Source organism: Streptomyces sp. GD-15H (assembly GCF_045291515.1).
Taxonomy (GTDB): Bacteria; Actinomycetota; Actinomycetes; order Streptomycetales; family Streptomycetaceae; genus Streptomyces.
This window is the reverse complement of sequence record NZ_CP149447.1, coordinates 7,150,150-7,172,642: the sequence shown is the minus strand read 5'-3', so window position 1 is coordinate 7,172,642 and position 22,493 is coordinate 7,150,150. Positions and strand designations below refer to the sequence as shown.

Annotated in this window: 22 protein-coding genes and 2 pseudogenes; 12 read left to right on the top strand and 12 right to left on the bottom strand. The window is 72.1% G+C overall.

Annotated features, from left to right (window positions below):
- Positions 1-321: 321 nt before the first annotated feature.
- Complete coding sequence (locus WJ438_RS33930; protein ID WP_406728591.1) at positions 322-1,113, bottom strand: acyltransferase; 792 nt, start codon at positions 1,111-1,113, stop codon at positions 322-324.
- 108 nt (positions 1,114-1,221) lie between these two features.
- Here WJ438_RS33930 and WJ438_RS33925 point away from each other — a divergent pair, with 108 nt between their 5' ends.
- Positions 1,222-1,755 carry a gamma carbonic anhydrase family protein gene (locus WJ438_RS33925; protein ID WP_406728590.1) on the top strand — a complete coding sequence of 178 codons (534 nt, stop codon included), beginning with the start codon at positions 1,222-1,224 and terminating at the stop codon, positions 1,753-1,755.
- A gap of 101 nt (positions 1,756-1,856) precedes the next feature.
- On the opposite strand, the gene WJ438_RS33920 is transcribed toward WJ438_RS33925, so the two are convergent.
- Positions 1,857-2,765, bottom strand: a complete 909-nt coding sequence (locus tag WJ438_RS33920) for a universal stress protein (RefSeq protein WP_406728589.1) — start codon at positions 2,763-2,765, stop codon at positions 1,857-1,859.
- A gap of 262 nt (positions 2,766-3,027) precedes the next feature.
- Between WJ438_RS33920 and WJ438_RS33915 the strand changes: the two genes are divergently transcribed.
- Positions 3,028-3,492, top strand: a complete 465-nt coding sequence (locus WJ438_RS33915; RefSeq protein ID WP_406728588.1) for a Crp/Fnr family transcriptional regulator — start codon at positions 3,028-3,030, stop codon at positions 3,490-3,492.
- A 42-nt stretch (positions 3,493-3,534) separates the two neighbouring features.
- Here WJ438_RS33915 and WJ438_RS33910 read toward each other — a convergent pair whose 3' ends face one another.
- Positions 3,535-3,972: a DUF4442 domain-containing protein gene (locus tag WJ438_RS33910; protein WP_406729891.1), complete on the bottom strand. Its 438-nt coding sequence runs from the start codon at positions 3,970-3,972 to the stop codon at positions 3,535-3,537.
- Between the two features lie 177 nt (positions 3,973-4,149).
- On the opposite strand from WJ438_RS33910, the gene WJ438_RS33905 reads away from it, so the two are divergent.
- Together WJ438_RS33905 and WJ438_RS33900 are read left to right on the top strand one after the other, a co-directional pair.
- Entirely contained in the window at positions 4,150-5,163 is a 1,014-nt protein-coding gene (locus WJ438_RS33905) for a hypothetical protein (protein WP_406728587.1), read from the top strand.
- 169 nt (positions 5,164-5,332) lie between these two features.
- Entirely contained in the window at positions 5,333-6,625 is a 1,293-nt protein-coding gene (locus WJ438_RS33900; RefSeq protein ID WP_406728586.1) for an MFS transporter, read from the top strand.
- Here the strand turns inward: WJ438_RS33900 and WJ438_RS33895 are convergent.
- From WJ438_RS33895 to WJ438_RS33885, 3 genes are all read right to left on the bottom strand, one after another.
- Complete coding sequence (locus tag WJ438_RS33895) at positions 6,587-7,432, bottom strand: spermidine synthase (RefSeq protein WP_406728585.1); 846 nt, start codon at positions 7,430-7,432, stop codon at positions 6,587-6,589. The two genes, WJ438_RS33900 and WJ438_RS33895, sit on opposite strands and share 39 nt — an antisense overlap.
- 104 nt (positions 7,433-7,536) lie before the next feature.
- Positions 7,537-8,718, bottom strand: a complete 1,182-nt coding sequence (gene tuf, locus WJ438_RS33890) for an elongation factor Tu (RefSeq protein WP_406728584.1) — start codon at positions 8,716-8,718, stop codon at positions 7,537-7,539.
- Positions 8,719-9,047: 329 nt separating this feature from the next.
- Positions 9,048-9,770, bottom strand: coding sequence for a DNA alkylation repair protein (locus WJ438_RS33885; protein ID WP_406728583.1), 723 nt, complete (start codon positions 9,768-9,770; stop codon positions 9,048-9,050).
- 49 nt (positions 9,771-9,819) lie between these two features.
- On the opposite strand from WJ438_RS33885, the gene WJ438_RS33880 reads away from it, so the two are divergent.
- The 3 genes from WJ438_RS33880 to WJ438_RS33870 all read left to right on the top strand — a co-directional run bounded on the left by WJ438_RS33880 (position 9,820) and on the right by WJ438_RS33870 (position 11,997).
- Positions 9,820-10,635, top strand: coding sequence for a TVP38/TMEM64 family protein (locus tag WJ438_RS33880; protein WP_406728582.1), 816 nt, complete (start codon positions 9,820-9,822; stop codon positions 10,633-10,635).
- Between the two features lie 217 nt (positions 10,636-10,852).
- Positions 10,853-11,728: an undecaprenyl-diphosphate phosphatase gene (locus tag WJ438_RS33875; protein ID WP_406728581.1), complete on the top strand. Its 876-nt coding sequence runs from the start codon at positions 10,853-10,855 to the stop codon at positions 11,726-11,728.
- 89 nt (positions 11,729-11,817) lie between these two features.
- Complete coding sequence (locus WJ438_RS33870) at positions 11,818-11,997, top strand: hypothetical protein (protein ID WP_406728580.1); 180 nt, start codon at positions 11,818-11,820, stop codon at positions 11,995-11,997.
- 62 nt (positions 11,998-12,059) lie between these two features.
- On the opposite strand, the gene WJ438_RS33865 is transcribed toward WJ438_RS33870, so the two are convergent.
- The gene (locus WJ438_RS33865; RefSeq protein WP_406728579.1) at positions 12,060-12,800 is read right to left on the bottom strand and encodes an SDR family NAD(P)-dependent oxidoreductase; all 741 of its coding nucleotides are present in this window, start codon (positions 12,798-12,800) and stop codon (positions 12,060-12,062) included.
- Positions 12,801-12,990: 190 nt separating this feature from the next.
- On the opposite strand from WJ438_RS33865, the pseudogene WJ438_RS33860 reads away from it, so the two are divergent.
- Positions 12,991-13,444 (top strand): annotated as a pseudogene (locus WJ438_RS33860) (nuclear transport factor 2 family protein); the annotation flags it as partial.
- A 101-nt stretch (positions 13,445-13,545) separates the two neighbouring features.
- Positions 13,546-15,123, top strand: coding sequence for an apolipoprotein N-acyltransferase (gene lnt, locus WJ438_RS33855; protein ID WP_406728578.1), 1,578 nt, complete (start codon positions 13,546-13,548; stop codon positions 15,121-15,123).
- Here the strand turns inward: lnt and WJ438_RS33850 are convergent.
- Positions 15,044-15,952, bottom strand: a complete 909-nt coding sequence (locus tag WJ438_RS33850; RefSeq protein ID WP_406728577.1) for a Gfo/Idh/MocA family protein — start codon at positions 15,950-15,952, stop codon at positions 15,044-15,046. The two genes, lnt and WJ438_RS33850, sit on opposite strands and share 80 nt — an antisense overlap.
- Positions 15,953-16,005: 53 nt before the next feature.
- Complete coding sequence (locus WJ438_RS33845) at positions 16,006-17,295, bottom strand: FAD-dependent monooxygenase (RefSeq protein ID WP_406728576.1); 1,290 nt, start codon at positions 17,293-17,295, stop codon at positions 16,006-16,008.
- Between the two features lie 132 nt (positions 17,296-17,427).
- On the opposite strand from WJ438_RS33845, the gene WJ438_RS33840 reads away from it, so the two are divergent.
- The 3 genes and pseudogenes from WJ438_RS33840 to WJ438_RS33830 all read left to right on the top strand — a co-directional run bounded on the left by WJ438_RS33840 (position 17,428) and on the right by WJ438_RS33830 (position 19,178).
- The gene (locus WJ438_RS33840; RefSeq protein WP_406728575.1) at positions 17,428-18,018 is read left to right on the top strand and encodes a TetR/AcrR family transcriptional regulator; all 591 of its coding nucleotides are present in this window, start codon (positions 17,428-17,430) and stop codon (positions 18,016-18,018) included.
- Between the two features lie 43 nt (positions 18,019-18,061).
- Positions 18,062-18,571, top strand: a pseudogene (locus WJ438_RS33835) (DinB family protein).
- Positions 18,572-18,791: 220 nt separating this feature from the next.
- Positions 18,792-19,178, top strand: coding sequence for a hypothetical protein (locus WJ438_RS33830; RefSeq protein WP_406728574.1), 387 nt, complete (start codon positions 18,792-18,794; stop codon positions 19,176-19,178).
- A 52-nt stretch (positions 19,179-19,230) separates the two neighbouring features.
- Here WJ438_RS33830 and WJ438_RS33825 read toward each other — a convergent pair whose 3' ends face one another.
- From WJ438_RS33825 to WJ438_RS33815, 3 genes are all read right to left on the bottom strand, one after another.
- Complete coding sequence (locus WJ438_RS33825) at positions 19,231-19,767, bottom strand: hypothetical protein (protein WP_406729890.1); 537 nt, start codon at positions 19,765-19,767, stop codon at positions 19,231-19,233.
- Between the two features lie 206 nt (positions 19,768-19,973).
- Complete coding sequence (locus tag WJ438_RS33820) at positions 19,974-20,657, bottom strand: uracil-DNA glycosylase (protein ID WP_406728573.1); 684 nt, start codon at positions 20,655-20,657, stop codon at positions 19,974-19,976.
- A gap of 117 nt (positions 20,658-20,774) precedes the next feature.
- Positions 20,775-22,367, bottom strand: a complete 1,593-nt coding sequence (locus WJ438_RS33815) for an ABC transporter substrate-binding protein (protein WP_406728572.1) — start codon at positions 22,365-22,367, stop codon at positions 20,775-20,777.
- Positions 22,368-22,493 lie beyond the last annotated feature (126 nt).

Here is a 22,493-nt window from a genome sequence, read left to right as displayed (position 1 = left end):
GTGCGGAACGTACGGCTGCACGCTCTGGACGGCGACCGGCCGCCGGTGCCGTACGTCTGCCCGGAGACCGGTGAGCGGCAGGTCGTGGAGCAGCGTCCGGGCACGGTCGCGCGGTACCGAGCACCCCTGGGCCCCGGCTCCCGGGCGATACCCCGCCCACCTCGCCCACCGGAAGGGGATCCACGTGAGCGACCGGCACCCGCACGAGCACCCCGGAGCATCCCCGCGCCATCGCCTCCGCCACCTGCTCGCCCCGCACTCCCACGAGACCGCGGACCGGCTCGACTCCGCCCTGGTCACCAGCCTGCTGTGGGGCGCGAGTCAGCTCTCGGGCTCCAGCTCGGCCAGCCGGGCTGAGCCCTCGGCGCCCTCGGCGCCCTCGGCGCCCTCGGCGTACAGCGTCGACAGCGCCCGCAGCTGCTCCGGGGTGACGCCCTCCGGGATCGGCACCGGTGCCGGGGTGCGCAGCGGCGGCTGCCATCCGTCGGCCGGGGTCCAGCGGCGTACGACGCGGGCCGGGGCACCCGCGACCACGGTGTGGTCGGGCACCGTGCCCCGGACCACCGCGCCCGCGGCCACCACCACGTTCCGCCCGATCCGCGCACCCGGCAGGATCACCGCCCCGGTGCCGATCCAGCAGCCGGGCCCGATCTCCACCGGGTCCATCCGCGGCCACTGCTTGCCGATGGGCTCGTGCGGATCGTCGTAGGAGTGATTGGTGGACGTGATGTAGACGTACGGCCCGAAGTAGCAGTCGCTGCCGATGGTGACGGTGGTGTCGGCGATGACATGGCTGCCGCGGCCCAGGACGACGCCGTCACCGAGGCGCAGGATCGGGGCGGGGCCCAGCTCCAGATCGGGCATCAGACCGGCGGTGAGGGTGACCTGTTCGCCGATGATGCAGTGGGCGCCGAGATGGATCCAGGGCTCGCCGAAGACGGTGCCGAGCGGGAAGGCGAGCCTGGTGCCGGTTCCCATCGCGCCGAACCGGAAGCGGCCGGGGTGCTCGGCGGTCACCGAGCCCGTGCGCTGCGCCCACGCCCAGCCCTCGTGGACGGCGCGCTGCGCGAGGCGGCGCAGCCAGGACGAGAACGTGTTCCTGCTCTTCGGCACCCGCTCACCGTAGTCGGCGGGCGTGCCGCCGAAGAGCCTGACGCCCTGTGATCTTCACCCCACCGGGCTGGCGTACGGTGCCTGTCATCACCCGACCAGGAGGCGACGATGACGCACAGGGCGCTGATCACCGGTATCGGCGGCAGGGAGCCGCAGGTGGACCAGGAGTCCTTCGTGGCACCCACCGCAACGGTGATCGGGGACGTGACGCTGCGGGCGGGCACCAGCGTCTGGTACGGCGCGGTCCTGCGCGGTGACGTGGAGGGCATCTCCGTCGGCGCGAGCAGCAATGTCCAGGACAACTGCACGCTGCACGCCGATCCCGGCTTCCCCGTCACCGTCGGCGAGCGGGTCTCCATCGGGCACAACGCCGTGGTGCACGGGGCGACGGTCGGGGACGACTGCCTGATCGGCATGGGTGCCACGGTGCTCAACGGCGCGGTGATCGGCGCCGGTTCCCTGGTGGCCGCACAGGCGCTGGTGCCGCAGGGGATGGAGGTGCCGCCGGGCTCCCTCGTCGCGGGGGTCCCGGCGAAGGTCCGCCGGGAGCTCACGGAGGAGGAGCGTGCGGGGCTGACGCTCAACGGGACGATGTACGCGGAACTGGCGAAGGCGCACCGCGACGCGCACGGCACGCCATAAGACGGGACCGGGCACCGTCCGGCGCGCATGCGCGCCGGACGGTGCCCGGTCCCGGTCCGGCTTTCCGCCGCCCCGATCCCGCCTTCTGCCGGATCACCGGATCAGTCGTGCGCGACGACGGCGACGGGGGCCGCGGAGTGGTGCAGCACGGCGTGGGCGATGGGCCCTATGCGGACACCGAACGGGTTTCGGCGGACGCGGCGCCCGACCACGACGAGCGAGGACTCCCGGGACGCCTCGATCAGCCGGATGGACGGGCTGCCGCCGAAGGACTCCTCCGTCACCTCCACGCCCCCGAACTCCGCTCGCCAGGGGACGAGTACCTTCGCCAGCGTCGCGGCCTGCTCGGCGCTGACCTCCTGGTACATGTCCGGGTCGGCCGGCAGACCGTGGACGTAGTACGGCGGCAGGTTCCAGCCGTGCACGACGCGCAGGCCGGTGCCCCGCCGGGCCGCCTCGGCGAACGCGAACCGGATCACCGCGTCGTCGGGCCGGTCGGCGTCCACGCCGAGGAGGACGGGCCGGTAGCGGGTCGCGGCGGACGGGATGCCCGTGGGGTCCGGCTCGTGCTCGTCGGCGGCCTGCTCCCCGGCGCGGACCAGGACGACGGGCCGCTCGGCACGGGCCACGACGGCGAAACCGACGGAGCCGACGAGGAATCCGGCGAAGGCGCCCATCCCACGGGAGCCCAGTACGAGCAGTTCGGCGTCCTCGGCCGCCTTGGTCAACACCTCGTGGGGCCGGCCGGTGATCTGCTCCGCGGCGACCTCGATGCCGGGATGGCGCAGCCGCAGCCCCTCGGCGGCCTCACGCTGCACACCCTCCCAGCCGTCGGCGGGGGCTGTCTCCGCGCCGCGGAACAGCGCCTGGGACACCGGCTCCGGGAGGGGCTCCCGGACCTCGAGCAGCCTCAGCGGCAGACCATGAAGCTTCGCCTCACGGGCCGCCCACTCGGCCGCGGCCCGGCTCTCGGCCGAACCGTCGATGCCGACGGTGATCGTGCGGGACATGACGTGCACCTCCTGTTGTCGGTGGAATCATCCACAGCGTCGGGCGGGAGAGCAACCCGACGACAGGGACCGGCAGGTCCCCCACGGGTGCCGAAAGTCCCGCCCGTGGAGAAGCGGGTCACCAGGTCCATCAGCGTGCGGGACCGGCGTCGCACGGGACGGACGTAAGGCATCAGGGCCGTACGGCCCATGGCCGCCGACGGGGTTCCGCAGGAGGCTGAGACGCAACGGCAGTACCCGCACCCCGTATGGGAGGCCCGCGATGTTCGCTCCCCCGTCCCCCGGCATGCCGCGCGCTCTGCCCGCCGAGCACCGGGTGAAGCTCCTGCGGACCGCGCGGGAGGTGTCCTTCCCGCAAGGGACCCGGCTGTTCGAGGAAGGGGGCCGCGCGGACCGGTTCTGGGTGATCCGAACCGGCACCATCGAACTCGACATGCACGTGCCCGGCCGCCGGGCCGCCGTCATCGAACGCCTCAACCACAACGAACTCGTCGGCTGGTCCTGGCTGTACAGCCCGCACGTCTGGCATCTGGGCGCCGAGGCGGCCACCCCGGTGCGGGCCTACGAGTTCGACGCCGCTGCCGTCCACGCGCTGAGCAAGGAGGACCCGGCCCTCGGGCGGGACCTCTCCCAGTGGATGGGCAACGTGGTCGCCCACCGGCTGCACGCCGCCCGGATCCGGCTGCTGGACCTGTACGGCCCTTACGGGGCAGGCGGCGGCTCCTGAACCGGACCCGCCGCCGCCCACCGCCAGCGCCTGCCCCCTTGGTCAGCCGTTGGGGCGGAGAGTCCAGACGACCGTCATCTCTCCGGTCACGGCGCCGTCCTCGCGCCGGATGGCGATCGACACCGGGAACTCGGGACGCCGGCCCTCGTCCAGTTCCGCCACGACCTCGGCGGCCGGGCGGCCGAGGGTCGCCGTGGCGGTGACCGGGCCCATCGCCAGCTTCTTGTAGGCGATCTCGGCACGGACCGCCAGCGGTACGGCTCGCGCGAGCTGTTCCCCGAACGCGGCGAGCACGATGGCGCCGCTCGCCGACTCGCCGAGTGTGAACATGGCACCGGCGTGCGGACCACCCACGTGGTTGTGGTAGTCGCCCTGATCCGGCAGGGACACCACGGCCCGCTCCGAAGTGGTCTCCAGGAACTCGAGGTTGAGGGTCCGGGCCATGGGCACCGTGGCGGCGAGCATCTCGCCGATGGTCATCTGGTCTTGGCTCATGGCCGCATGTTACCCACGGGTAGAACCCGCTGGCCAGGCTCTGGGCCCGCCCGCCGTCGGCCCGCACCGCCGGCCCGCCGCACGGCGTTCCCCCTGGTTGCTACGTTCCTGTCAAAGGGCAGTGACCCAATCGTTTCACTGGCAGGACTAGGGTGGCTGACCATGTGGCCAGGAAACCAGCCGCCCGGGGGCGAGCAGAACCCGCAGTCGAACAATCCGTATCAGCAGCCGGGGTACCAGCAGCCGAATCCGTATCAGCAGCCCGGTGCCCAGCAGCCGAACCCCTACGCACCGCAGCAGCAGTGGGGGACGCCGGCCACTGTGGGTATGCCTCAGCCGCCGCAGGGCGGAGGCGGCGGGAACCGGACGAAGCTGGTGGCCGTCGTGGCGGCGACGGCCGTCGTCGTGGCCGCCGGTGTCACCGGTTTCCTGGTGCTGGGCGGCGACAAGGACGACACGGCCGACAAGAAGCCCGGGAAGTCGTCCGCGAGCGCGTCCGGGGACCCGTCCGCCGAGCCGAGCACCTCCGAATCCGGCTCCGAGGACAACCCGCGGGGCGGTGAGGCGGAGAAGGCGACCATTCCGGGCTGGCAGGTCGTCACGAACACCCGTTTCGGCACCAAGTTCGACGTCCCGGCCGACTGGGAGATCGAGACCCCCGGCACCAGCGTGGGCTTCGAATGGGAGGAGGAGGACGGTGAGATCGACCGCACCACCGTCACCGCCCCGGCCTATCTGAAGTCCAAGTGGTGCACGGGCGACGACAACAAGGACGGCCGCGAGGAGGACACCGCCCTCGTCACCGCCGGAACCCGTGGTGAGAACGGCGCCAAGACCACGGACATGGCGGCGGAGACCCGTGTGCCGTGGTGGATCTTCGGCGGTTACACGCAGCCCGACAAGAAGAGCGTGAAGGTCGAGAAGCCGGAGGCGTACACGACCGCCTCGGGCATCAAGGGCAGCGTCGTCACCGCGCACTCGGAGGGCACTCCGCAGAACGGCAAGTGCGACAGCGAGGGCAAGGCGATCACCTTCGGGTTCAAGAACGGTGCAGGGGATTTCGTCACCTGGAACCTGTACGGCGCCAAGGGCGTCAAGGACGAGATCCCGGAGGCGACCGTGCAGAAGATCCTCAGCACGGTGCGCCTCACCGAGGAACCGCCGACCGAGTCGTGACGGAGTCGTAGCGGGCGGCGGACGGCGGTGCGAGGGACCGTCGTCCCGAAGGACCAAGAACCGGGTCCGGTCGTTTCCCCTCGCCGGGCAGACGGGAACAGGCGGAAAACCGAGGGAGCGGCCCTCAACACATTTGGCAAGTCGGCCGCACCCCGGCGATAGTCACGGTGTGTCGACCACCGATTCCCGTCGCCGTCCCGCCTGGGCGGGCCGCAACTACACGCTGCTGACCGCGTCCGCGGTGGTGACGAGCCTGGGCAGTCACGGTGCGCTGATCGCCTCCGCGTTCGCGGTGCTGGCCGCGGGCGGGGATGCCGGCGACGTGGGCCTGGTGGCCGCCGCCCGCACCCTGCCGCTGGTGCTGTTCCTGCTGATCGGCGGTGCCGTCGCGGACCGGCTGCCGCGCCACCATGTGATGGTCGCGGCCAATGTCCTCAACTGCCTCTCGCAGGCCGCGTTCGCGGCCCTCGTCCTGGCCGGTGAGGCCCAGCTGTGGCAGATGATGCTGCTCAGCGGCCTCGGCGGAGTCGGCCAGGCGTTCTTCGGCCCCGCCGCCGAGGGCATGCTGCTCTCCTCGGTCGAGGGCGAGCAGGCCGGTCGGGCGTTCGCGGTGTTCCGGATGGCGATGCAGGGCGCGACGCTCGGCGGCGCCGCCCTGGGCGGCCTCATGATCGCCGCGATGGGGCCGGGCTGGGTGCTCGCGGCGGACGCGGCCGCCTTCGCGGTCGCGGCGGCGCTGCGGACCTTCCTCGACGTGAAGCACATCCCGCCGCGCGCGCCGGGCGGCGGTCTGCTCGCCGACCTCCGGGACGGGTGGCGGGAGTTCTCCGGCCGGCCCTGGCTGTGGGGCATCGTCGTCCAGTTCTCCCTCGCCAACGCGGTCGTCGGCGCCGCCGACGCGGTCTACGGTCCGCTCGTCGCCCGGGACCATCTGGGCGGTGCCGCGCCGTGGGGCCTGGCCCTGGCCTTCTTCGGCGGGGGCACGGTGCTGGGCGCGCTGCTGATGACGCGCTGGAAACCGCGCCGCCTGCTGTTCGTCGGCACCTTGTGCGTCTTCCCGCTGGCCCTGCCGTCCGCCGCGCTCGCCGTTCCGGTACCGGTGGCGGTGCTGTGCGCGGTGATGTGCGTGACCGGGGTGACCGTGGAGGTGTTCGGCGTCTCCTGGATGACGGCCCTGCACCAGGAGATACCGGAGGAGAAACTGTCGCGGGTGTCGGCCTACGACTGGTTCGGCTCGGTGGCGCTGGTACCGGCCACGATGGCGCTGGCGGGCCCCGTCGAGTCGGCGTTCGGCCGTGCGGAGGCACTGTGGGGCTGCGCCGTGCTGGTCGTCGTGGTCACGGCGGCGGTGCTGTGCGTGCCGGACGTGCGCAACCTGCGCCGCCGGACCGTGCCCGTCGCCGGGGTGGCCCGGGCCACCGGGTCAGCCGATGCCGAACGCCCCGTCGGGGGGCTCGGGTGACGGTACGGCGTCCTCGTCCCGCACCGGCCTCGCCCCGCCGGTGAAGTCCCGCAGGGCCGCGCCGTCTTCGACGCGGGCGGGGAAGACGTCGGCGGCGGTGCGCCGGGCCAGAGTGGCGATGTCGAGGGGGCGGTGCGCGGCGGCCAGTACGACGTTGCCGAAGCGGCGCCCACGCAGCACTCCCGGCTCGGCGATCAGCACCAGCTCCTCGAACACCGTGCCGAGCGTGGCCAGTTGGGAGCGGAGGAAGGCGAACGGGGCCGCGTCGGCGAGATTGCCGAGGTAGACGCCGCCGTCCCGCAGGACACGCGCGGCCTCACGGACGTAGGCGACGGAGGTCAGGTGCGCCGGGACCCGTGAGCCACCGAAGACGTCGGCGACGAGGACGTCCGCGGAGGCGTCGGGGGCGGCCTCCAGCCAGGCGCGGGCGTCCGCCGCGTGCAGCGTGACATTCGCCCCCTCGGGCAGCGGCAGCTGCTCGGCGACCAGGTCCAGCAGTTCCCGGTCGAACTCGACGACGTCCTGCCGGGAGCCGGGGCGGGTCGCGGCCAGGTAACGGGGCAGGGTGAGCGCGCCGCCGCCGAGGTGGATCACGTCCAGCGGATGCCCCGGCTCGGCGAGAATGTCCAAGACGTGCCCGAGCCGCCGGGTGTACTCGAACTCCAGATGAGCCGGATCGTCCAGGTCGACGTACGACTGCGGCGCCCCGTCGACCGTCAGCAGCCAGGCCCGCTCGCGGTCGACGTCGGGCATCAGCTTCGCGGTGCCGTGACCGACGACGCGGGTCACGGGTATCGACTCGTTCACAGTCCCCCATTGTGCCGTCGTGACACCGACCGGGTGCCCGCCCCGTCCCATGTACGGGGTGGGCACCCGGTGCCGCCGCTCGGACGGCCGTCGTCGCCCTCCGTTCAGCCGACGGCCGTCACCGTCCCGGCGCCGACCGTGCGACCGCCCTCGCGGATCGCGAATCCGAGCCCCGGCTCCAGCGGCACCTCGTGCCCCAGCCGCACGGTCATCGTCACCGTGTCTCCGGGCCGGGCGACCGCCACCTCGCCGAGGTCGACGTCGCCGACGACGTCCGCGGTGCGGATGTGGAACTGCGGCCGGTACCCGGTCGCCACCGGTGTCGTACGACCGCCCTCGCGGGCCGACAGCACATACACCCGCGCCGTGAAGCTCCCGCTCGCCGCCACGCTGCCCGGCGCGGCCACCACGTACCCGCGCCGCACCGCGTCCCGCGGCACCCCGCGCAGCAGCAGCGCCACGTTGTCCCCGGCCTGTGCCTCCTCCATCGGCTTGCCGAAGGTCTCCAGGCCGGTGACCACCGACTCCAGCCCGGCGCCGAGCACCTCGACGCGGTCGCCGAGACGGACCGTGCCGCGTTCCACCGCGCCGGTGACCACGGTCCCCCGGCCGGTGAGGGTGAGCACGTTCTCCACCGGTAGCAGGAACGGCGCGTCCACGTACCGCTCGGGCATGGGCACATAGGTGTCCACCGCGTCGAGCAGCGCGTCGATCGACGCCGTCCAGCGCGGGTCGCCCTCCAGCGCCCTCAGCCCCGAGACCCGTACGACGGGCGCGGAGTCACCGCCGTAGCCGTGTGCGGAGAGCAGCTCGCGGATCTCCAGCTCGACCAGGTCGGTCAGCACGGCGTCCTCGCCGTCCTCGACGGCGTCGGCCTTGTTGAGGGCGACGACGATGTGGTCTACGCCCACCTGGCGGGCGAGCAGGACGTGTTCGGCGGTCTGCGGCATGATCCCGTCGAGCGCGGAGACCACGAGGATCGCCCCGTCGAGCTGCGCGGCGCCGGTGACCATGTTCTTGACGTAGTCGACGTGGCCGGGCATGTCAACGTGCGCGTAGTGCCGGGTGTCGGTCTCGTACTCGACGTGCGCGAGGTTGATGGTGATGCCGCGCGCCGCCTCCTCGGGCGCCCGGTCGATACGGTCGAACGGCACGAGACTGCCCGCGCCGCGCGTGGCGAGGACCTTGGTGATGGCGGCGGTCAGGGTGGTCTTGCCGTGGTCGACATGGCCCATCGTGCCGATGTTCAGATGCGGTTTGGTGCGGACGTAAGCCGTTTTGGACATGGCGGTACCTCGAAGTCTCTCGGACAGACGTGTGATCGGCCCCGGAGCGCTCGGACGGGCGCACGGCCGGGACGGGGACCCCGAGAAACCTGCCGACCCTCCCTCTGGGGGGTCCGCCGGACGATCCGGGGAGGGTCAGCTTCGGGCGCCGTCGGCGGCGGCCACGAGAACGGGGACGGCAGCCTTCGGGGCATCCGCGGTGGCGGATGCTGCGAGAAGGAAGGCGTACCGGAACATGTCGTCGATCATCGCTGACACGGTGCCCGGCGTCGAACGGTTTTCCGCGGCACGGAGCCGGCCGGTCACGCGTGGCCCGTGCCGCACGGCGGTCAGGCGCCGATGTTCTTCAGCGCCTCCCGCACCGACAGCGGCGCGAACCCCGCCCCCTCCCGCGCCAGGAAGTCACGTACGGCCTCGGCATCGGTCTTGGCGTACTCGCGCAGACACCAGCCGATCGCCTTGCGGAGGAAGAAGTCCTGGTGGCCGGACTGGCGCAGGCAGTACCCGAAGAGGCGCCCGGTGTCGGTGCGCTCCTTGAAGCGCAGCTGGTGGAGCAGGGCGGTGCGGGCGAGCCACAGGTCGTCGTCGCCGATCCAGTCGTCCATGTCCGCCGTGAGTCCGGGGTCGGCCGCGACCAGCGCGCCGACGACGTGCGCGGCGAGCAGGTCGACGGTGTCCCACCACGGGACGGTGGTGACGAGGTGCCGGGCGACGGGAAGGAACCCGGAGGAGCAGTGGCGCACATGGCGGCGCAGCAAGTCCACGGCGAAGTACTGGTATTCACGCTCGGGCAGTTCCCAGCAGCGCAGGGCGATCGCGGCGCAGTCGGCCTCGCCGGGTCGGGGCAGGCCCTCCAGCACGGTGCGGGACAGGGTGCGGCGGACCGGGGCGGTCAGGCCCAGGAAGGGCGCCACGTCCTTCATGTACGCCCGCATGGCGACGGCCCGTTCCGGATCGGCCGCCGCCCCGTAGGTGGCGGTGAGCCGATCCAGCACGGTGTCGGCGAGCCTGCTGCCCGGCACCCCCGGTGTTCCGGCCCCTGTGACGCTCATGAGACGCACACTACGGCGACCGGACACATTCGTCGGTTAATGTCACCGGATGCTCGATGCCACCAACCGCTCTGGGGGCACCGCGACGGCCTCTCCCCGGGCCATCGTCACGGAACTCACCGCTGCCGCCGTCTCCGTCCCCACGGACGCCCCCGCGCCGGCGTCCGTGCTCCCGCCCGTGCCCGCCACGGGTCTCACCGCCCGATGCGCCAGAGCCCTGCTGTCGCCCTGGTCACGGCTGTCCCTGCTGGTCGTGCTGCTCGCCTCCGCGGCCTCGGCGATGCTGCTCCTTGAGCCGCAGAAGCTGCTGACCGACGGCTGGACGCCGCAGCTCGGCGGAGCCGCGGCGGTCATGGCGTACGCGGTGGCCTACGGGGTGTGCACGGTGGCGTTCGTGCCGCGCCCGCTGCTGAACCTCGCCGCGGGCGCGCTGTTCGGCAGCCAGTTGGGGCTCGGTGCCGCCCTGTCCGGTACGGTGCTCGGCGCCGGGATGGCCTTCTGCCTCGGTCGGGCACTCGGCCAGGAGGCGCTGCGTCCCCTGCTGCGGGGACGCTGGCTGAAGGCGGCCGACAACCAGCTGAGCCGACACGGCTTCCGCTCGATGCTGGCGGCGCGGCTCTTCCCGGGGGTGCCGTTCGCCGCGTCGAACTACTGCGCCGCCGTCTCCCGGATGGGCCTGCTGCCGTTCCTGCTGGCGACGGGACTCGGCTCGATCCCGAACACCGCCGCCTACGTCGTCGCCGGCGCCCGCGCCTCGACGCCGACGTCCCCCGCCTTCCTGATCGCGCTGGCCTGCATCACCGTGCCGGGCCTGCTGGGCGCGGTGATCGCGTGGCGCAAGCGGCGCCAGCTGCGCGGCCGTTGACGCCTCCAGCACTCCGGGAAGATCCGCTGCCGCCACGTCATGGCCGTTTTGGCACCATCGCGTCGGCTTCAGGGGCCGGAGGTCCGCGTGGCACCTGGCATCGGGTTCGTCATCTTGGGGCGCTACGCTTCGACCTCGGCACGCCTGATCACCGCACACTGCGCTTCGGCGTGCCTGTCGTCCCTTCCTACGATCGGCACTTGGACACCGCTGCCTCATGTCTTGGTTCGAATCTCTCATCCTCGGACTCGTCCAAGGGCTGACCGAGTTCCTGCCCATTTCCTCCAGCGCGCACCTGCGGCTGACCGCGGCCTTCTCCGGCTGGGAGGACCCGGGCGCGGCCTTCACCGCGATCACCCAGATCGGTACGGAAGCAGCCGTGCTCATCTACTTCCGCAAGGACATCGGGCGGATCCTGTCGGCCTGGACCCGCTCGCTCACCGACAAGGAGATGCGTCGGGACCACGACGCGCGGATGGGCTGGCTGGTCATCGTCGGCTCGATCCCGATCGGTGTTCTCGGCCTGACGCTGAAGGAGCAGATCGAGGGGCCGTTCCGCGACCTGCGGCTCACCGCGACCATGCTGATCGTCATGGGCATCGTCCTCGGTGTCGCCGACCGGCTGGCGGCGCGGGACGAGGGCGGCGGCCGGCACCGCACGCCCAAGCAGGGCAAGGAACTCGAGGACCTGACCGTCAAGGACGGCCTGATCTACGGATTCTGCCAGGCCCTGGCGCTCATCCCGGGTGTCTCCCGCTCCGGCGCCACCATCAGCGGCGGTCTGTTCATGGGGTACCGGCGTGAGGCCGCGGCCCGCTACTCCTTCCTGCTCGCGATTCCCGCGGTGCTCGCCTCCGGCCTCTACGAACTGAAGGACGCCACCGACGGCGGTCACGTCACCTGGGGCCCCACGATCTTCGCGACGGTCGTCGCCTTCGCGGTCGGTTACGCGGTGATCGCGTGGTTCATGAAGTTCATCTCCACCAAGAGCTTCATGCCGTTCGTCTGGTACCGCATCGCGCTCGGCATCGTCATCATCGTCCTGGTGACCACGGGAGTCCTGAGCCCGCACGCGGCGGAGTCCTCGGGCTGACGGCCCTCACGGGGGACGTGACCGAACCCATACGGGACGGGTAACCGTCCGGTAGCGCGCTGTCAGTGCGTGGCCCTAGGCTGGTCGGCATGTCCCCCGATTCCGTGACCCCTGGTTCCGTGCGGTCTGCCGCTGAGGTCAACGAGCACATCCGAGCACTGTGGCTGCGCGCGGGCGGATCCCTGTCGGCCCAGGAGCGCGCGGAGTACGAGCTCCTGGTGGTCGAGTGGGCGGCGGCGATCCGCGACGAGGTCGTCAAGGCGGCCTGAACCCCAGTCACCGTCCCCGCACCGGCGCCCCCGTACCGGCCGCCCGCGACCGAACGCGCGCTTCAGCGACCGCCCGCCACCCGCAGCACCGCCCCCGTCGCATATGAGGCACCCGGCGACATCAGCCAGGCGACCGCCGCGGCGATCTCCTCGGCCCGCCCGGGGCGGCGCAGCGGGACCGCGGCGGCGGCCTGCCGCGCCCGGTCCGGGGCGCCCATGGCGGCGTGCATGTCCGTGTCGATCACGCCCGGAGCGACCGCGTTGACGCGGATGCCGACCGGGCCGAGTTCCTTCGCCAGCCCGACCGTGAGGGCGTCGACGGCGGCCTTGGTCGCCGCGTAGTGGACGTACTCGCCGGGGCTGCCGAGGGTGGCGGCCCCCGACGAGATGTTCACGATCACGCCCTCGCCCCGGGGCGTCATCAGCCGTGCGGCGCGACGCGAACACAGCAGCGTCCCCATGAGGTTGACGTCGACGACCCGGCGCATGGTCGCGGTGTCGACATCGGTGAACCGCCCCAGTGGGCCGGTCACTGCGGCGTTGTTCACCAGCCCCGTGACCGGCCCCAGTTCCCGCTCCGCCACGTCGAAGAGGCGGTCGACATCCCCCTCGTCGGCGGTGTCCCCCCGCACGGTGACAGCCCGCGCACCGGCCGCCCGCACCCCGGCGGCCACGCTCTCCGCGGCCGAGGCGTCCCGCACATAGCCCACCACCACGTCGTGCCCCTCCTCCGCGAGCCGCAGACAGGTCGCGGCCCCGATCCCCCGGCTACCACCGGTGACCACGGTGACGAGGCGTTTCATGAAGTCCTCCTGATCTGGAGCCCGAACCGAAGATCCCAGGCTCCCAGACGCGCGGGAACCTCCTCACCGTGGGATGCGGGCGGCTCGGAAGACCGGTCCGTTCGACGTCATTCGCTGCCCGCACCGGCGGTCCGTGAATATCCGCGCACACCCCCTTGGTTCCGGGCGGGTCTTGGCCAGGACCCGCCCGATGACGCAGCGTGCGGAGCTTGCGACCGTGCGGGACCGGCCGGCCCTCGACGGGGTGGTCACCGAGTACGCGGTGGCGGTCGACGACGGGGACTGGGAGGCGTACCGAGGGCTGTTCGCGGCGGACGGGCGGGCCGACCACCGCTCGGCCGGCGGCATCGAGGGCGACGCCGGGAAGGTGGCGGCGTGGCTCGCGGAGAGCCTGAAGGTGTTTCCGATGCGGCAGCGTCTGATCGTGAACCGGCGGGTGCGCTTCGGGGTCCGGGAGCAGGACACCGGCGACACGGCTCGGGTGCAGGCCGACTACGTCAACCCGATGGGCACGGCGGGGGCCGACGGCGGACCGGCCGTGCCGGACTTCGTGTGGGGGACGATACGCGTTCGCGATGCTGCGCACGGACGGCGGCTGGCGGTTGCGCGAGGTGGTCGTGCGGGAGAAACGGCGGCGCTTTCCGGCCTGCCGGCGGCGCCTGTGGTCCGCTGAGCCCGACGCACCCCTGTCCCGGATCTTGCCCGGGGCGCACACTGGAGGCACACGTGGGGTAGGGAGGCGCCGTTGAAGTCGTCCGGCCACTGGCTCGTCTCCCCGTGGCGGCGCTCGGCCGTCGCCGCGGTCGTGGGGGCCCTGCCCGTCCTCGCCTTCCCCGCTCCGTCCCTTTGGGGGTTCGCCTACGTCGCGCTGGTGCCCTGGATTCTGCTGGCGCGCTCCGCGCCCACGGGCCGCCGCGCCGCGTACGACGGCTGGTGGGGCGGGTTCGGCTTCATGTTCGCGATGCACCACTGGCTGCTGCCGAACCTGCATGTGTTCACGTTCGTCCTCGCGGCCCTGCTCGGCGTGCTGTGGGCGCCGTGGGGGTGGCTGGTGCGACGGCTGCTGGGCGGGGTGCCGTCGCGGGGGCGGGTCGGGGCCGCGCTGGTCGTGCTGCCCTCGGGCTGGCTGGCCGTCGAGCTGGTGCGTTCCTGGGAGGCGCTGGGCGGTCCCTGGGGTGTGCTCGGGGCGAGTCAGTGGCAGGTGGGCGCGGCGCTGCGGCTGGCGTCGGTCGGCGGGATCTGGCTGCCCAGTTTCCTGGTGGTGGTGCTGAACGTGTCCGTGGCCGTGCTCCTCGTGGTGCGGCAGGCCCGTGGGCCGGCCGTGGCCGGTCTGGTCGCCACGGGCGTGGTCGTGTCCGCCGCGTGGGTGGGGGCACCCCTCCCGGACGCCGACGGCCGGGCCAGGATCGCGCTCGTCCAGCCGGGTGTCGTCTCCGGGCCGGGCAGTGCGGACCGGCGCTTCGACCTCGAGGAGCGGCTCACCCGGGAGCTCGCCGGCCAGGACGTCGACCTGGTCGTCTGGGGTGAGAGCAGCGTCGGTTTCGACCTCGGTGCCCGGCCGGACCTGGCGCGGCGCCTTGCCGCGCTGTCGCGTGGGACGGGCACCGAGCTCCTGGTCAACGTGGACGCGCGGCGCTCCGACCAGCCCGGCATCTACAAGAGTTCGGTGCTGGTCGGCCCGGACGGACTCACCGGTGACCGGTACGACAAGATGCGGCTGGTTCCGTTCGGAGAGTACGTCCCAGCCCGTTCCCTGCTGGGCTGGGCCACCTCCGTCGGCGAGGCGGCGGGCGAGGACCGCGGGCGCGGTTCGGAGCAGGTACTGATGGACGCGGGGAGCGGGCTGCGGATCGGCCCGATGGTGTGCTTCGAGTCCGCGTTCCCGGACATGAGCCAGCACCTGACCGGGGACGGCGCCGATGTGCTGCTCGCCCAGTCGTCGACGTCGACGTTCCAGCAGAGCTGGGCGCCCGCGCAGCACGCCTCGCTCGCCGCGCTGCGCGCCGCCGAGACCGGCCGCCCGATGGTGCACGCGACGCTGACCGGTGTGTCCGCCGTCCACGGCCCGGACGGCGAGCGCGTGGGCCCGCGGCTCGGCACGGACGCGAGCGCGGCGCAGGTGTACGACGTCCCGCTCACCCACGGCACCACGCCCTACGTCCGCTTCGGCGACTGGCCGCCGCAGGCGGCGCTGCTGGTCCTGGCAGTCTGGGGAGCGGCCGAGGGCGTACGGACCCTGCGGCTCAGGCGGCGATCCGCTCCCGTACCGCGCGCACCACACGCTCGCACAGCTCATGGGTCGCCAGCGCGTCCCGGGCAGTGAGCGTCCTGCCCTCGCCCACCGCGTCCAGGAAGGCGAGCACCGCCTGTTCGATGCCGCGCTGGCGCGCCACCGGCACCCAGTCGCCGCGCCGGCGCACGGTGGGCTGGCCCTTGTGGTTGATCACCTCGGCGAGGTTGACCACCTGCCGCTTGCTGTCCTGGCCGGAGACCTCGAGGATCTCCTCGGCCGAGCCGCTGAGCCTGTTCATCACGCCGAGCGCGGTGAACCCGTCCCCGGCGAGCTGGAGCACCACGTGGTGCAGCAGTCCACCCTCGGTGCGGGCCCGTACAGTCACGTCGTCGACCGGCCCGGGAACCAGGAAGCGCAGCGTGTCGACGACGTGGATGAAGTCGTCGAGGATCATCGTGCGCGGCTCCTCCGGCAACCCGATCCGGTTCTTCTGCAGCAGGATCAGCTCACGCGGGTGGTCGGCGCACTGCGCGTAGCCCGGGGCGAAGCGCCGGTTGAAGCCGACGGCGAGGCTGGTGTTCCGCTCCTCGGCGAGGGCCACGAGCCGCGCGGAGTCGGCGAGTTCGTAGGCGAGCGGCTTGTCGACGTAGGTCGGTACACCCGCCTCGAGCAGCCGGGTCACGATCTCCGGGTGGGCCTGGGTCGGGGCGTGCACGAAGGCGGCGTCGAGATCCTGGGCGAGCAGGGCGTCGAGGTCGGCGTGCCGCTGTCCGCGCGGGAGGTGGAGGCCGTCAGCGACCCGGGTGAGTGTCGCGGGTGTGCGGGTCTGCAGGTGCAGCTCCACGCCGGGCCGGGTGGCGAGCACCGGGAGGTACGCCTTCTGCGCGATGTCGCCGAGTCCGATGCAGCCGACCTTCACGGGGTGTTCTCCTCCAGTGGTTGTCCGTCGCGGGTCCGGTCCGCGGTCCGGTCTCAGTCGCGGTTCTCGTCCACGGCGCGGACTCCTTCGTCGTCTGTCCGGAAGGATACGGCGTCCGACGTCGGGGGCCGCCAGGCGGCGATGTCGTCGAAGCTCCGCAGGAGCAGCGCCGGTCCGGCCTTCGACAGCGCGGCGATCGCGGTGTCGCGTACGGCGATCCCGGCGCGGTTGGTCATCATGTTCAGGCGGGCCGCCCGCACCGCCCGGCGGGCGATGGCGGTCGTACGGGGAAGCCGGGCGGCGGTGTAGGCGGGCAGGTCACCGGCGAGGGTGGTCTCCCCGCGCGAGCGTGTTCGAGCGTGAGGGAGGGCGAGGGTGATCGCGTCCTCGATGGCCTGGTTGCCGCCCTGGCCGAGGGTGGGGGGCATGGCGTGCGCGGCGTCGCCGACCAGGGCGACCCGGCCGCGGTGGTACGCGGGCAGCGGCTCGGTGATGTGGTGGACGTCGTGCCGCAGCACGTCCTCCGGGCGGACGGCGGCCAGTACGGCGGGGATCGGGTCGTGCCAGTCGCCGTAGCGGCGCAGCAGTTCGGCGCGCTCGTCGTCGGGGGCGTGTTCCCCGGCGGGGGCCAGGGCCGCGGCGTACGCGTAGACGCGGCCGTCCTTGAGCGGATGGGTGCCCCACAGGCGGCCCCGGCCCCAGGTCTCGTGGGAGGCGAACCGCATGCCGGGCAGCGGAATCACCATCCGCCAGGTGGTGAAGCCGGCGTACACGGCCCCGGGGTGGTCCGGGAAGAGCACGTGGCGTACGGCGGAGTGGATGCCGTCGGCGGCCACCACCAGGTCGGCCGTCAGCTCGCCGTCGGGGGTGCTCACGCGGGCGGGCCGGGCGGGGTCGCCGGGGCCTCCCGGATCGATGAGGTGCGCGGCGGCGGCCGTGCGGACGGTGTCCGGCGGGAGCAGCCCGGCCAGCCGGTCGATGAGGGTGGCGCGGTGGAGCAGGACGACGGGTCCGCCGAAGCGCTCGGTGGCGGCCGCCGCGCTGGACCGGGAGAGCCAGCGCCCGCCCGGTGCGCGTAGTCCCCCGTCGCCCTGCCAGGCGGACAGCTCCCGGATACCGTCGCCGAGTCCGATGACGTCCAGCCCGCGCAGCGCGTTGGGGGTGAGGGAGAGGGCCGCGCCGACCGGCTCGAGTGCGCCGGCCCGCTCCAGCACGGTCACCTTCACCCCGCGCCGATGCAGGGCGGCCGCCGCGGTCAGGCCGCCGATCCCCCCGCCGATCACGACGGCCCTCTCTCGCGCTCGAACGCGCTCGCGCGGGGGGATCCCCCTCATCTGTGCCATGGCTCCTCCTCGGTTCTTCTGGTCCTCGGCCTGTCGGCTCGCAGGCTTTCGCCCCCACCCGGCAACTACAACTGTAGTCAGCCCGCGGGCCGACTTTACTACAGCCGTAGTGCTGCGGATAGTTTGACCCTCATGTCCGTACGCACCGCAGGCGCCTCCCGCGCCGACCTCGTCGCCGACACCGCTCTCGCCCTGCTCGCCGAGCGCGGGATGCGCGGTCTCACCCACCGGGCGGTCGACGAGGCGGCCGGGCTCCCCCAGGGCTCCACCTCGAACGTGGCGCGCACTCGGCAGGCGCTGCTGGAGCTGGCGGTACGGCGACTCGCCGAGCGGGAGGCGCGTGTCCTCGCGCTGCACGAGATGCCGGACCCGCGGGCCGGGACCGACGCACTGCTGGACGCGATGGCGCTGGCCACCCACCGCGCCCTGACGCGCAATCGCGAACTGACCCTCGCCCGTTATGAACTGGCCCTGGAGGCGACCCGCCGCCCCGAGCTGCGGGCCCACTTCGACGCGGCCGGCGCCCGGTTCCGCGACCAGCTCACCGGCCTGGTCGTCGGGCTCGGTTCCACCTCCCCCGACCGGCACGCGCTGTCGCTGATCGCCTGGGCGGACGGGCTGATGTTCTCCTGCGTGGCCGGCTCCTTCGGCGCACGCGTGCCGACCCTGGACGAGGTACGGGCGGACCTGCGAGAACTGCTGCACGGGATACTCGCCGCCTGAAAACGTCTGGCGCGGGGCGTCGCCCACCGGAAAGGATGCAGCCATGACAACCGAGCGACGCGAACCCGCCACCACCGCCGACGAACGCACCATGCTGGAGGGCTGGCTCGACTACCACCGCCGGACCCTCGCCCACAAGTGCGAAGGCCTGACCGACGAGCAGCTGCGCACCGCCTCGGTGCCGCCGTCCGAGCTGTCCCTGATGGGGCTGGTGCGGCACATGGCGGAAGTGGAGCGCGGCTGGTACCGCAAGGTGCTCGCGGCGGACGACCCCGGGCCGATCTACTACAGCGAGGCCGACCCGGACGGCGAATTCCATCTCACCGAGACGGACACCTGACAGGAGGCCCACGCCACCTGGCAGGCCGAGATCGACATCGCCCGGCGCAACGCGGCCGACGTCTCACTGGACGACCTGGGCAAGGGCAGGCACCGGAGCGGCGAGCGGTTCAGTCTGCGCTGGATCCACACCCACATGATCGAGGAGTACGCCCGTCACAACGGCCACGCCGACCTGATCCGCGAGCGTCTCGACGGTGCCACCGGCGACTGACGTCACTCCCGGCACGCCCGCGACCCCCGAAAGGGGGCGGAGATCACCCCTGCGGGGGATCGTCCGCCAGTCCACCGTCCCCCGGACGGCCAAAGCCAGCAGAGTGACGCGAGTGCATCGAAAGACGACCACTGCAACGCTTCTGGTGACCGTGGCGGTCTCGGCTCTCGCGGGCTGTGTGACGGTCCAGCGTCCCCCTGTGCCAGGCCCGCCGGCAGGCGTGTCCCACCCGTCGGCGCCACACCTGGACGGCAGGGCACGGACACAGGTCGTACAGGCACCGGCGCGCGAGGCCCTGGCGATGATCGCTCCGTCCCGGCCCACGGAGCCGCCCGCGTCCCCCTCGCACCGCGCCTCCCCCACCGCATCCGCACCGGAGCGGACCGCACCGTCCGACGACCGCGACCGGCGGACCGCCTCCGTCCGCCCGGCCGCCGGGAGGACCGCGCCACCCAGGGGGCCCGCCGCGGAGGTCTCCGAGAGCTCGGAGAAGGTGCGCCGCGACGTGCAGGAGCGGACGGATGTCTGCGCGCTGGGCAGGAAGTACGGCCGTTGGCAGGCGGACAGCCCGGAGTCGGCCATCTGCGAGGAGGTGTACGGTCGTTGACCGGCTCGTCGACCCCGCATACGGCCGACGGGGCTCCGGACCGCAGGACGCCCTAGGGATGCCTCCTCGGCGGCCCCCACCCCCCGGTCTCCCCCTCCTCGCCTGCCGCATCCGCCTCGCCCAGGAGGAGTTCCATGCTCCGGATGGCGGCCCGGACCTTGTCGCCGTAGGTGTCGGCGGCGAGGGTACGGGCTGCTCCGCGGGCCCGGCTGAGGTGGGTGCGAGCGGCGTCGGGGCGGGCGAGACGGGCGTAGTCGGCGGCGAGGTTCAGGTGCAGGGACGGATAGAGGGCCCGCAGGGCGGGGGCGCCCTCGTACCCGGCGGGGTGGGCCTCGGCGGCGACCTCTTCCGCCGCCGCCAACGCCCGTAGGTCCCAGGCCAGCTCGTCCCCGGGGTCGTCCTGGGTGTCGGCCAGGTAGTGGGCCAGTGTGCAACGGTGCAGGGGGTCGCCGTACTCGCCGATCTCCGCCCACAGAACGAGGAAACGGTGTCTGGCCTCCACACGGTCCCCCGCGTGGTGCAGCATCACGCCCTGCCCGATCCGCGTCAGCACCGCGTCCGGCGCCGCCTGCCCCTGTCGCTCCGCCACCACACCCTCCGCACCGCTCACCGGCTGTCCCTCACGACGCTACGGGAGGCAGGGACAATCCAGATCAAGCCGCTCCGCGACGCCCCGAGACACCTCGTGCCGCACCCCGGCACCGGGTGCGGCACCGCAGCCGAAGGGCGTCGGGCCGGCGGCGGCGGAGGCGGCGGAGGCGGCGGCGGAGGAGGAGGAGGAGGAGGAGGAGGACGTCAGCCCAGGTTCGGGATGGTCCAGTCGATCGGCTCGTGGCCCTGCGCGGCCACCGCCTCGTTGATCTGCGTGAACGGACGAGATCCGAAGAACTTCTTCGCCGACAGCGGCGACGGGTGCGCCCCCTTGACCACCACATGCCGGCTCTCGTCGATCAGCGGCAGCTTCTTCTGCGCGTAGTTGCCCCACAGCACGAAGACCGCCGGATCGGGCCGGTCGGCCACCGCGCGGATGACCGCGTCGGTGAACCGCTCCCAGCCCCGCCCCTTGTGCGAGTTGGCTTCGCCGCCGCGCACCGTGAGCACCGCGTTGAGCAGCAGCACGCCCTGTTCGGCCCAGGGCATCAGATAGCCGTTGTCCGGGATGGGCGTGCCCAGGTCGGCGTGCATCTCCTTGTAGATGTTCCGCAGCGACGGCGGGATCCGCACCCCGGGCCGCACCGAGAAGCACAGACCGTGTCCCTGGCCCTCGCCGTGGTAAGGGTCCTGCCCGAGGATCAGGACCTTCACCTTGTCGTACGGCGTCGCGTCCAGTGCCGCGAAGACCTCCTCGCGAGGCGGGTGGACGGGACCCTTCGCCCGCTCCTCCTCCACGAACTCGGTCAGCTCCTTGAAGTAGGGCTGCTGCAGTTCGTCACCCAGAACCCCGCGCCAGGACTCGGGCAGCATGGCGATGTCGGTCACGTCGACGTCCTCACGATTGTGGTCACTTCCAGGCTCCAGAACCTACAGGCGACCACTGACAACCGCCCTCCCGAACCGGCCCCGGTCCAGTCCCGCGAGGGCCGCCGCCGACGGTTCCTACCAGCTGGTCTTGCGGGAGAGTTGCCACATCATAATGATCGTCGCCGGGTCCAGCGCCCGCTCGGCGCCCGAGATGTCGCGGCTCGCCGCCACGTACTGCCGGCCCTGCCACAGGGGCAGCAGCCGGGCGTCGTCCAGGAGGATCTCCTGGGCCGCCTCGAAGTCCTTCACGATGTTGCCGCGGTCGCTCTCCCGGCGGGACCGCGGCAGCAGCACATTGCTGATCTCACTCGCCTCGTAGGGTGTGCCGAGCGCGTTCTGCTTGCCGACGAACGGGGCGATGAAGTTGTCGGCGTCCGGGAAGTCGGGGGACCAGCCGCGCCCGAACACCGGATACTCGCCCTTCTGATAGCCCGTGACGTACGTCTTCCAGGGACGGCTCTTGAGGGTGATCTCGAACAGCCCGGAGGCCTCCAGCTGGCGCTCCAGCTCCTTGAACTCCAGCTTGGTCTCGGAGCCGTAGCGGTCCGTGGTGTACCAGAAGGTGAGCGGCACCGGCTCCTTGATGCCCGCCTCGGTGAGGATCTTCCGGGCCTTGTCGACACTGGGCTCGCCGTAGTCGTCGAAGAAACCGGTGGTGTGGCCGGTGAGTCCCTTGGGGACCATCGAGTACAGCGGGTCGACGGTGTCCTTGTAGATCATGTGCGCGATCGCCGCGCGGTCGACGATCTGGGCGATCGCCTGGCGCACCGGTTTCTTGCCGGCCCACGGGTCCTTCGGGTTGAACACCAGGTAGCTGATACTGGTCCCGGTGCCTTCCACCAGTTGGAGCTCCTCCTTCTTGGAGGCCTGACCCTGGAGTTCGACGATGTCGTCCGCGGCGAGACCGCGGTAGGCCAGGTCGATCTGCCCGTCGCGCAGCGACTTGACCATGTTGACGGAGTCCTGGAAATAGCGGATCGTCACGGCACTGTTCTTGCGGTCGGCGAAACCCTCGTAGCGGTCGTTGCGGACGAGTCGGGCCTCCTTGCCCTCGTCGTACGACTGGAGGGTGTACGGCCCCGAGCCGACGATGCCGGACTGCTCGCGCAGGGCGTCGGCCGGGTAGGCGTCCGGGGCGACGATCGACATGGCCGGCGTGGCGAGCACGAACGGGAACGTCGAATCGGGCTTGTTGAGGTGGAAGACCACCTCACGGTCGCTCGGTGCCTGCACCCGCTCGAGGCTGCCCAGCAGCCCGGCCGGGCCGCCGTTGACGTTGATCTTGCGAATCCGGTCGATGGAGTACTTGACCGCCTTGGCGTCGAGGGCACTGCCGTCGGAGAACTTCAGGCCCTCCCGCAGTTCGCAGCGGAACACCTGGTGGGAACTGTCGGAGAATTCGCAGCTCTCGGCGGCGTCCGGCTGGGGCGTGCTCGCACCGATCGGGTAGCTCAGCAGCGTCTGGTAGATGTTGCGGAACAGTTCCCAGGAGCTGTCCCAGGAGGCTGCCGGGTCCAGTGTGCTGGGCGGGCTGGTGGTCCCCATGATGATCGGCCCTTGGTCGTCCGGGGTGTCGGACGCCAGCACACCGCATCCGGCCAAGGACGATATCGACGCGATGGACGCGATGGCCGCCACCCCTCGCAGGCATCGATTCCGCTTGAACACGCGCACACTCCTCGATCTGCCGTCCCAAGAGTCGGCAGACGATACCGCGGTATCTCGCTCTGTGGCCCTCCCTCGTACTCTCGTTGAGATCAACTCGTTGTAGACGATGTTGTCACTCTGCGTTGA

What these genes read in the sequence shown, in the direction of transcription:
- WJ438_RS33925 (WP_406728590.1), top strand. Translation starts at nt 1,222, where the DNA reads ATGACGCACAGGGCGCTGATCACCGGTATCGGCGGCAGGGAGCCGCAG.
- WJ438_RS33920 (WP_406728589.1), bottom strand. Translation starts at nt 2,765, where the DNA reads ATGTCCCGCACGATCACCGTCGGCATCGACGGTTCGGCCGAGAGCCGG.
- WJ438_RS33915 (WP_406728588.1), top strand. Translation starts at nt 3,028, where the DNA reads ATGTTCGCTCCCCCGTCCCCCGGCATGCCGCGCGCTCTGCCCGCCGAG.
- WJ438_RS33910 (WP_406729891.1), bottom strand. Translation starts at nt 3,972, where the DNA reads ATGACCATCGGCGAGATGCTCGCCGCCACGGTGCCCATGGCCCGGACC.
- WJ438_RS33905 (WP_406728587.1), top strand. Translation starts at nt 4,150, where the DNA reads ATGTGGCCAGGAAACCAGCCGCCCGGGGGCGAGCAGAACCCGCAGTCG.
- tuf (WP_406728584.1), bottom strand. Translation starts at nt 8,718, where the DNA reads ATGTCCAAAACGGCTTACGTCCGCACCAAACCGCATCTGAACATCGGC.
- WJ438_RS33885 (WP_406728583.1), bottom strand. Translation starts at nt 9,770, where the DNA reads ATGAGCGTCACAGGGGCCGGAACACCGGGGGTGCCGGGCAGCAGGCTC.
- WJ438_RS33880 (WP_406728582.1), top strand. Translation starts at nt 9,820, where the DNA reads ATGCTCGATGCCACCAACCGCTCTGGGGGCACCGCGACGGCCTCTCCC.
- WJ438_RS33875 (WP_406728581.1), top strand. Translation starts at nt 10,853, where the DNA reads ATGTCTTGGTTCGAATCTCTCATCCTCGGACTCGTCCAAGGGCTGACC.
- WJ438_RS33870 (WP_406728580.1), top strand. Translation starts at nt 11,818, where the DNA reads ATGTCCCCCGATTCCGTGACCCCTGGTTCCGTGCGGTCTGCCGCTGAG.
- WJ438_RS33865 (WP_406728579.1), bottom strand. Translation starts at nt 12,800, where the DNA reads ATGAAACGCCTCGTCACCGTGGTCACCGGTGGTAGCCGGGGGATCGGG.
- WJ438_RS33845 (WP_406728576.1), bottom strand. Translation starts at nt 17,295, where the DNA reads ATGGCACAGATGAGGGGGATCCCCCCGCGCGAGCGCGTTCGAGCGCGA.
- WJ438_RS33840 (WP_406728575.1), top strand. Translation starts at nt 17,428, where the DNA reads ATGTCCGTACGCACCGCAGGCGCCTCCCGCGCCGACCTCGTCGCCGAC.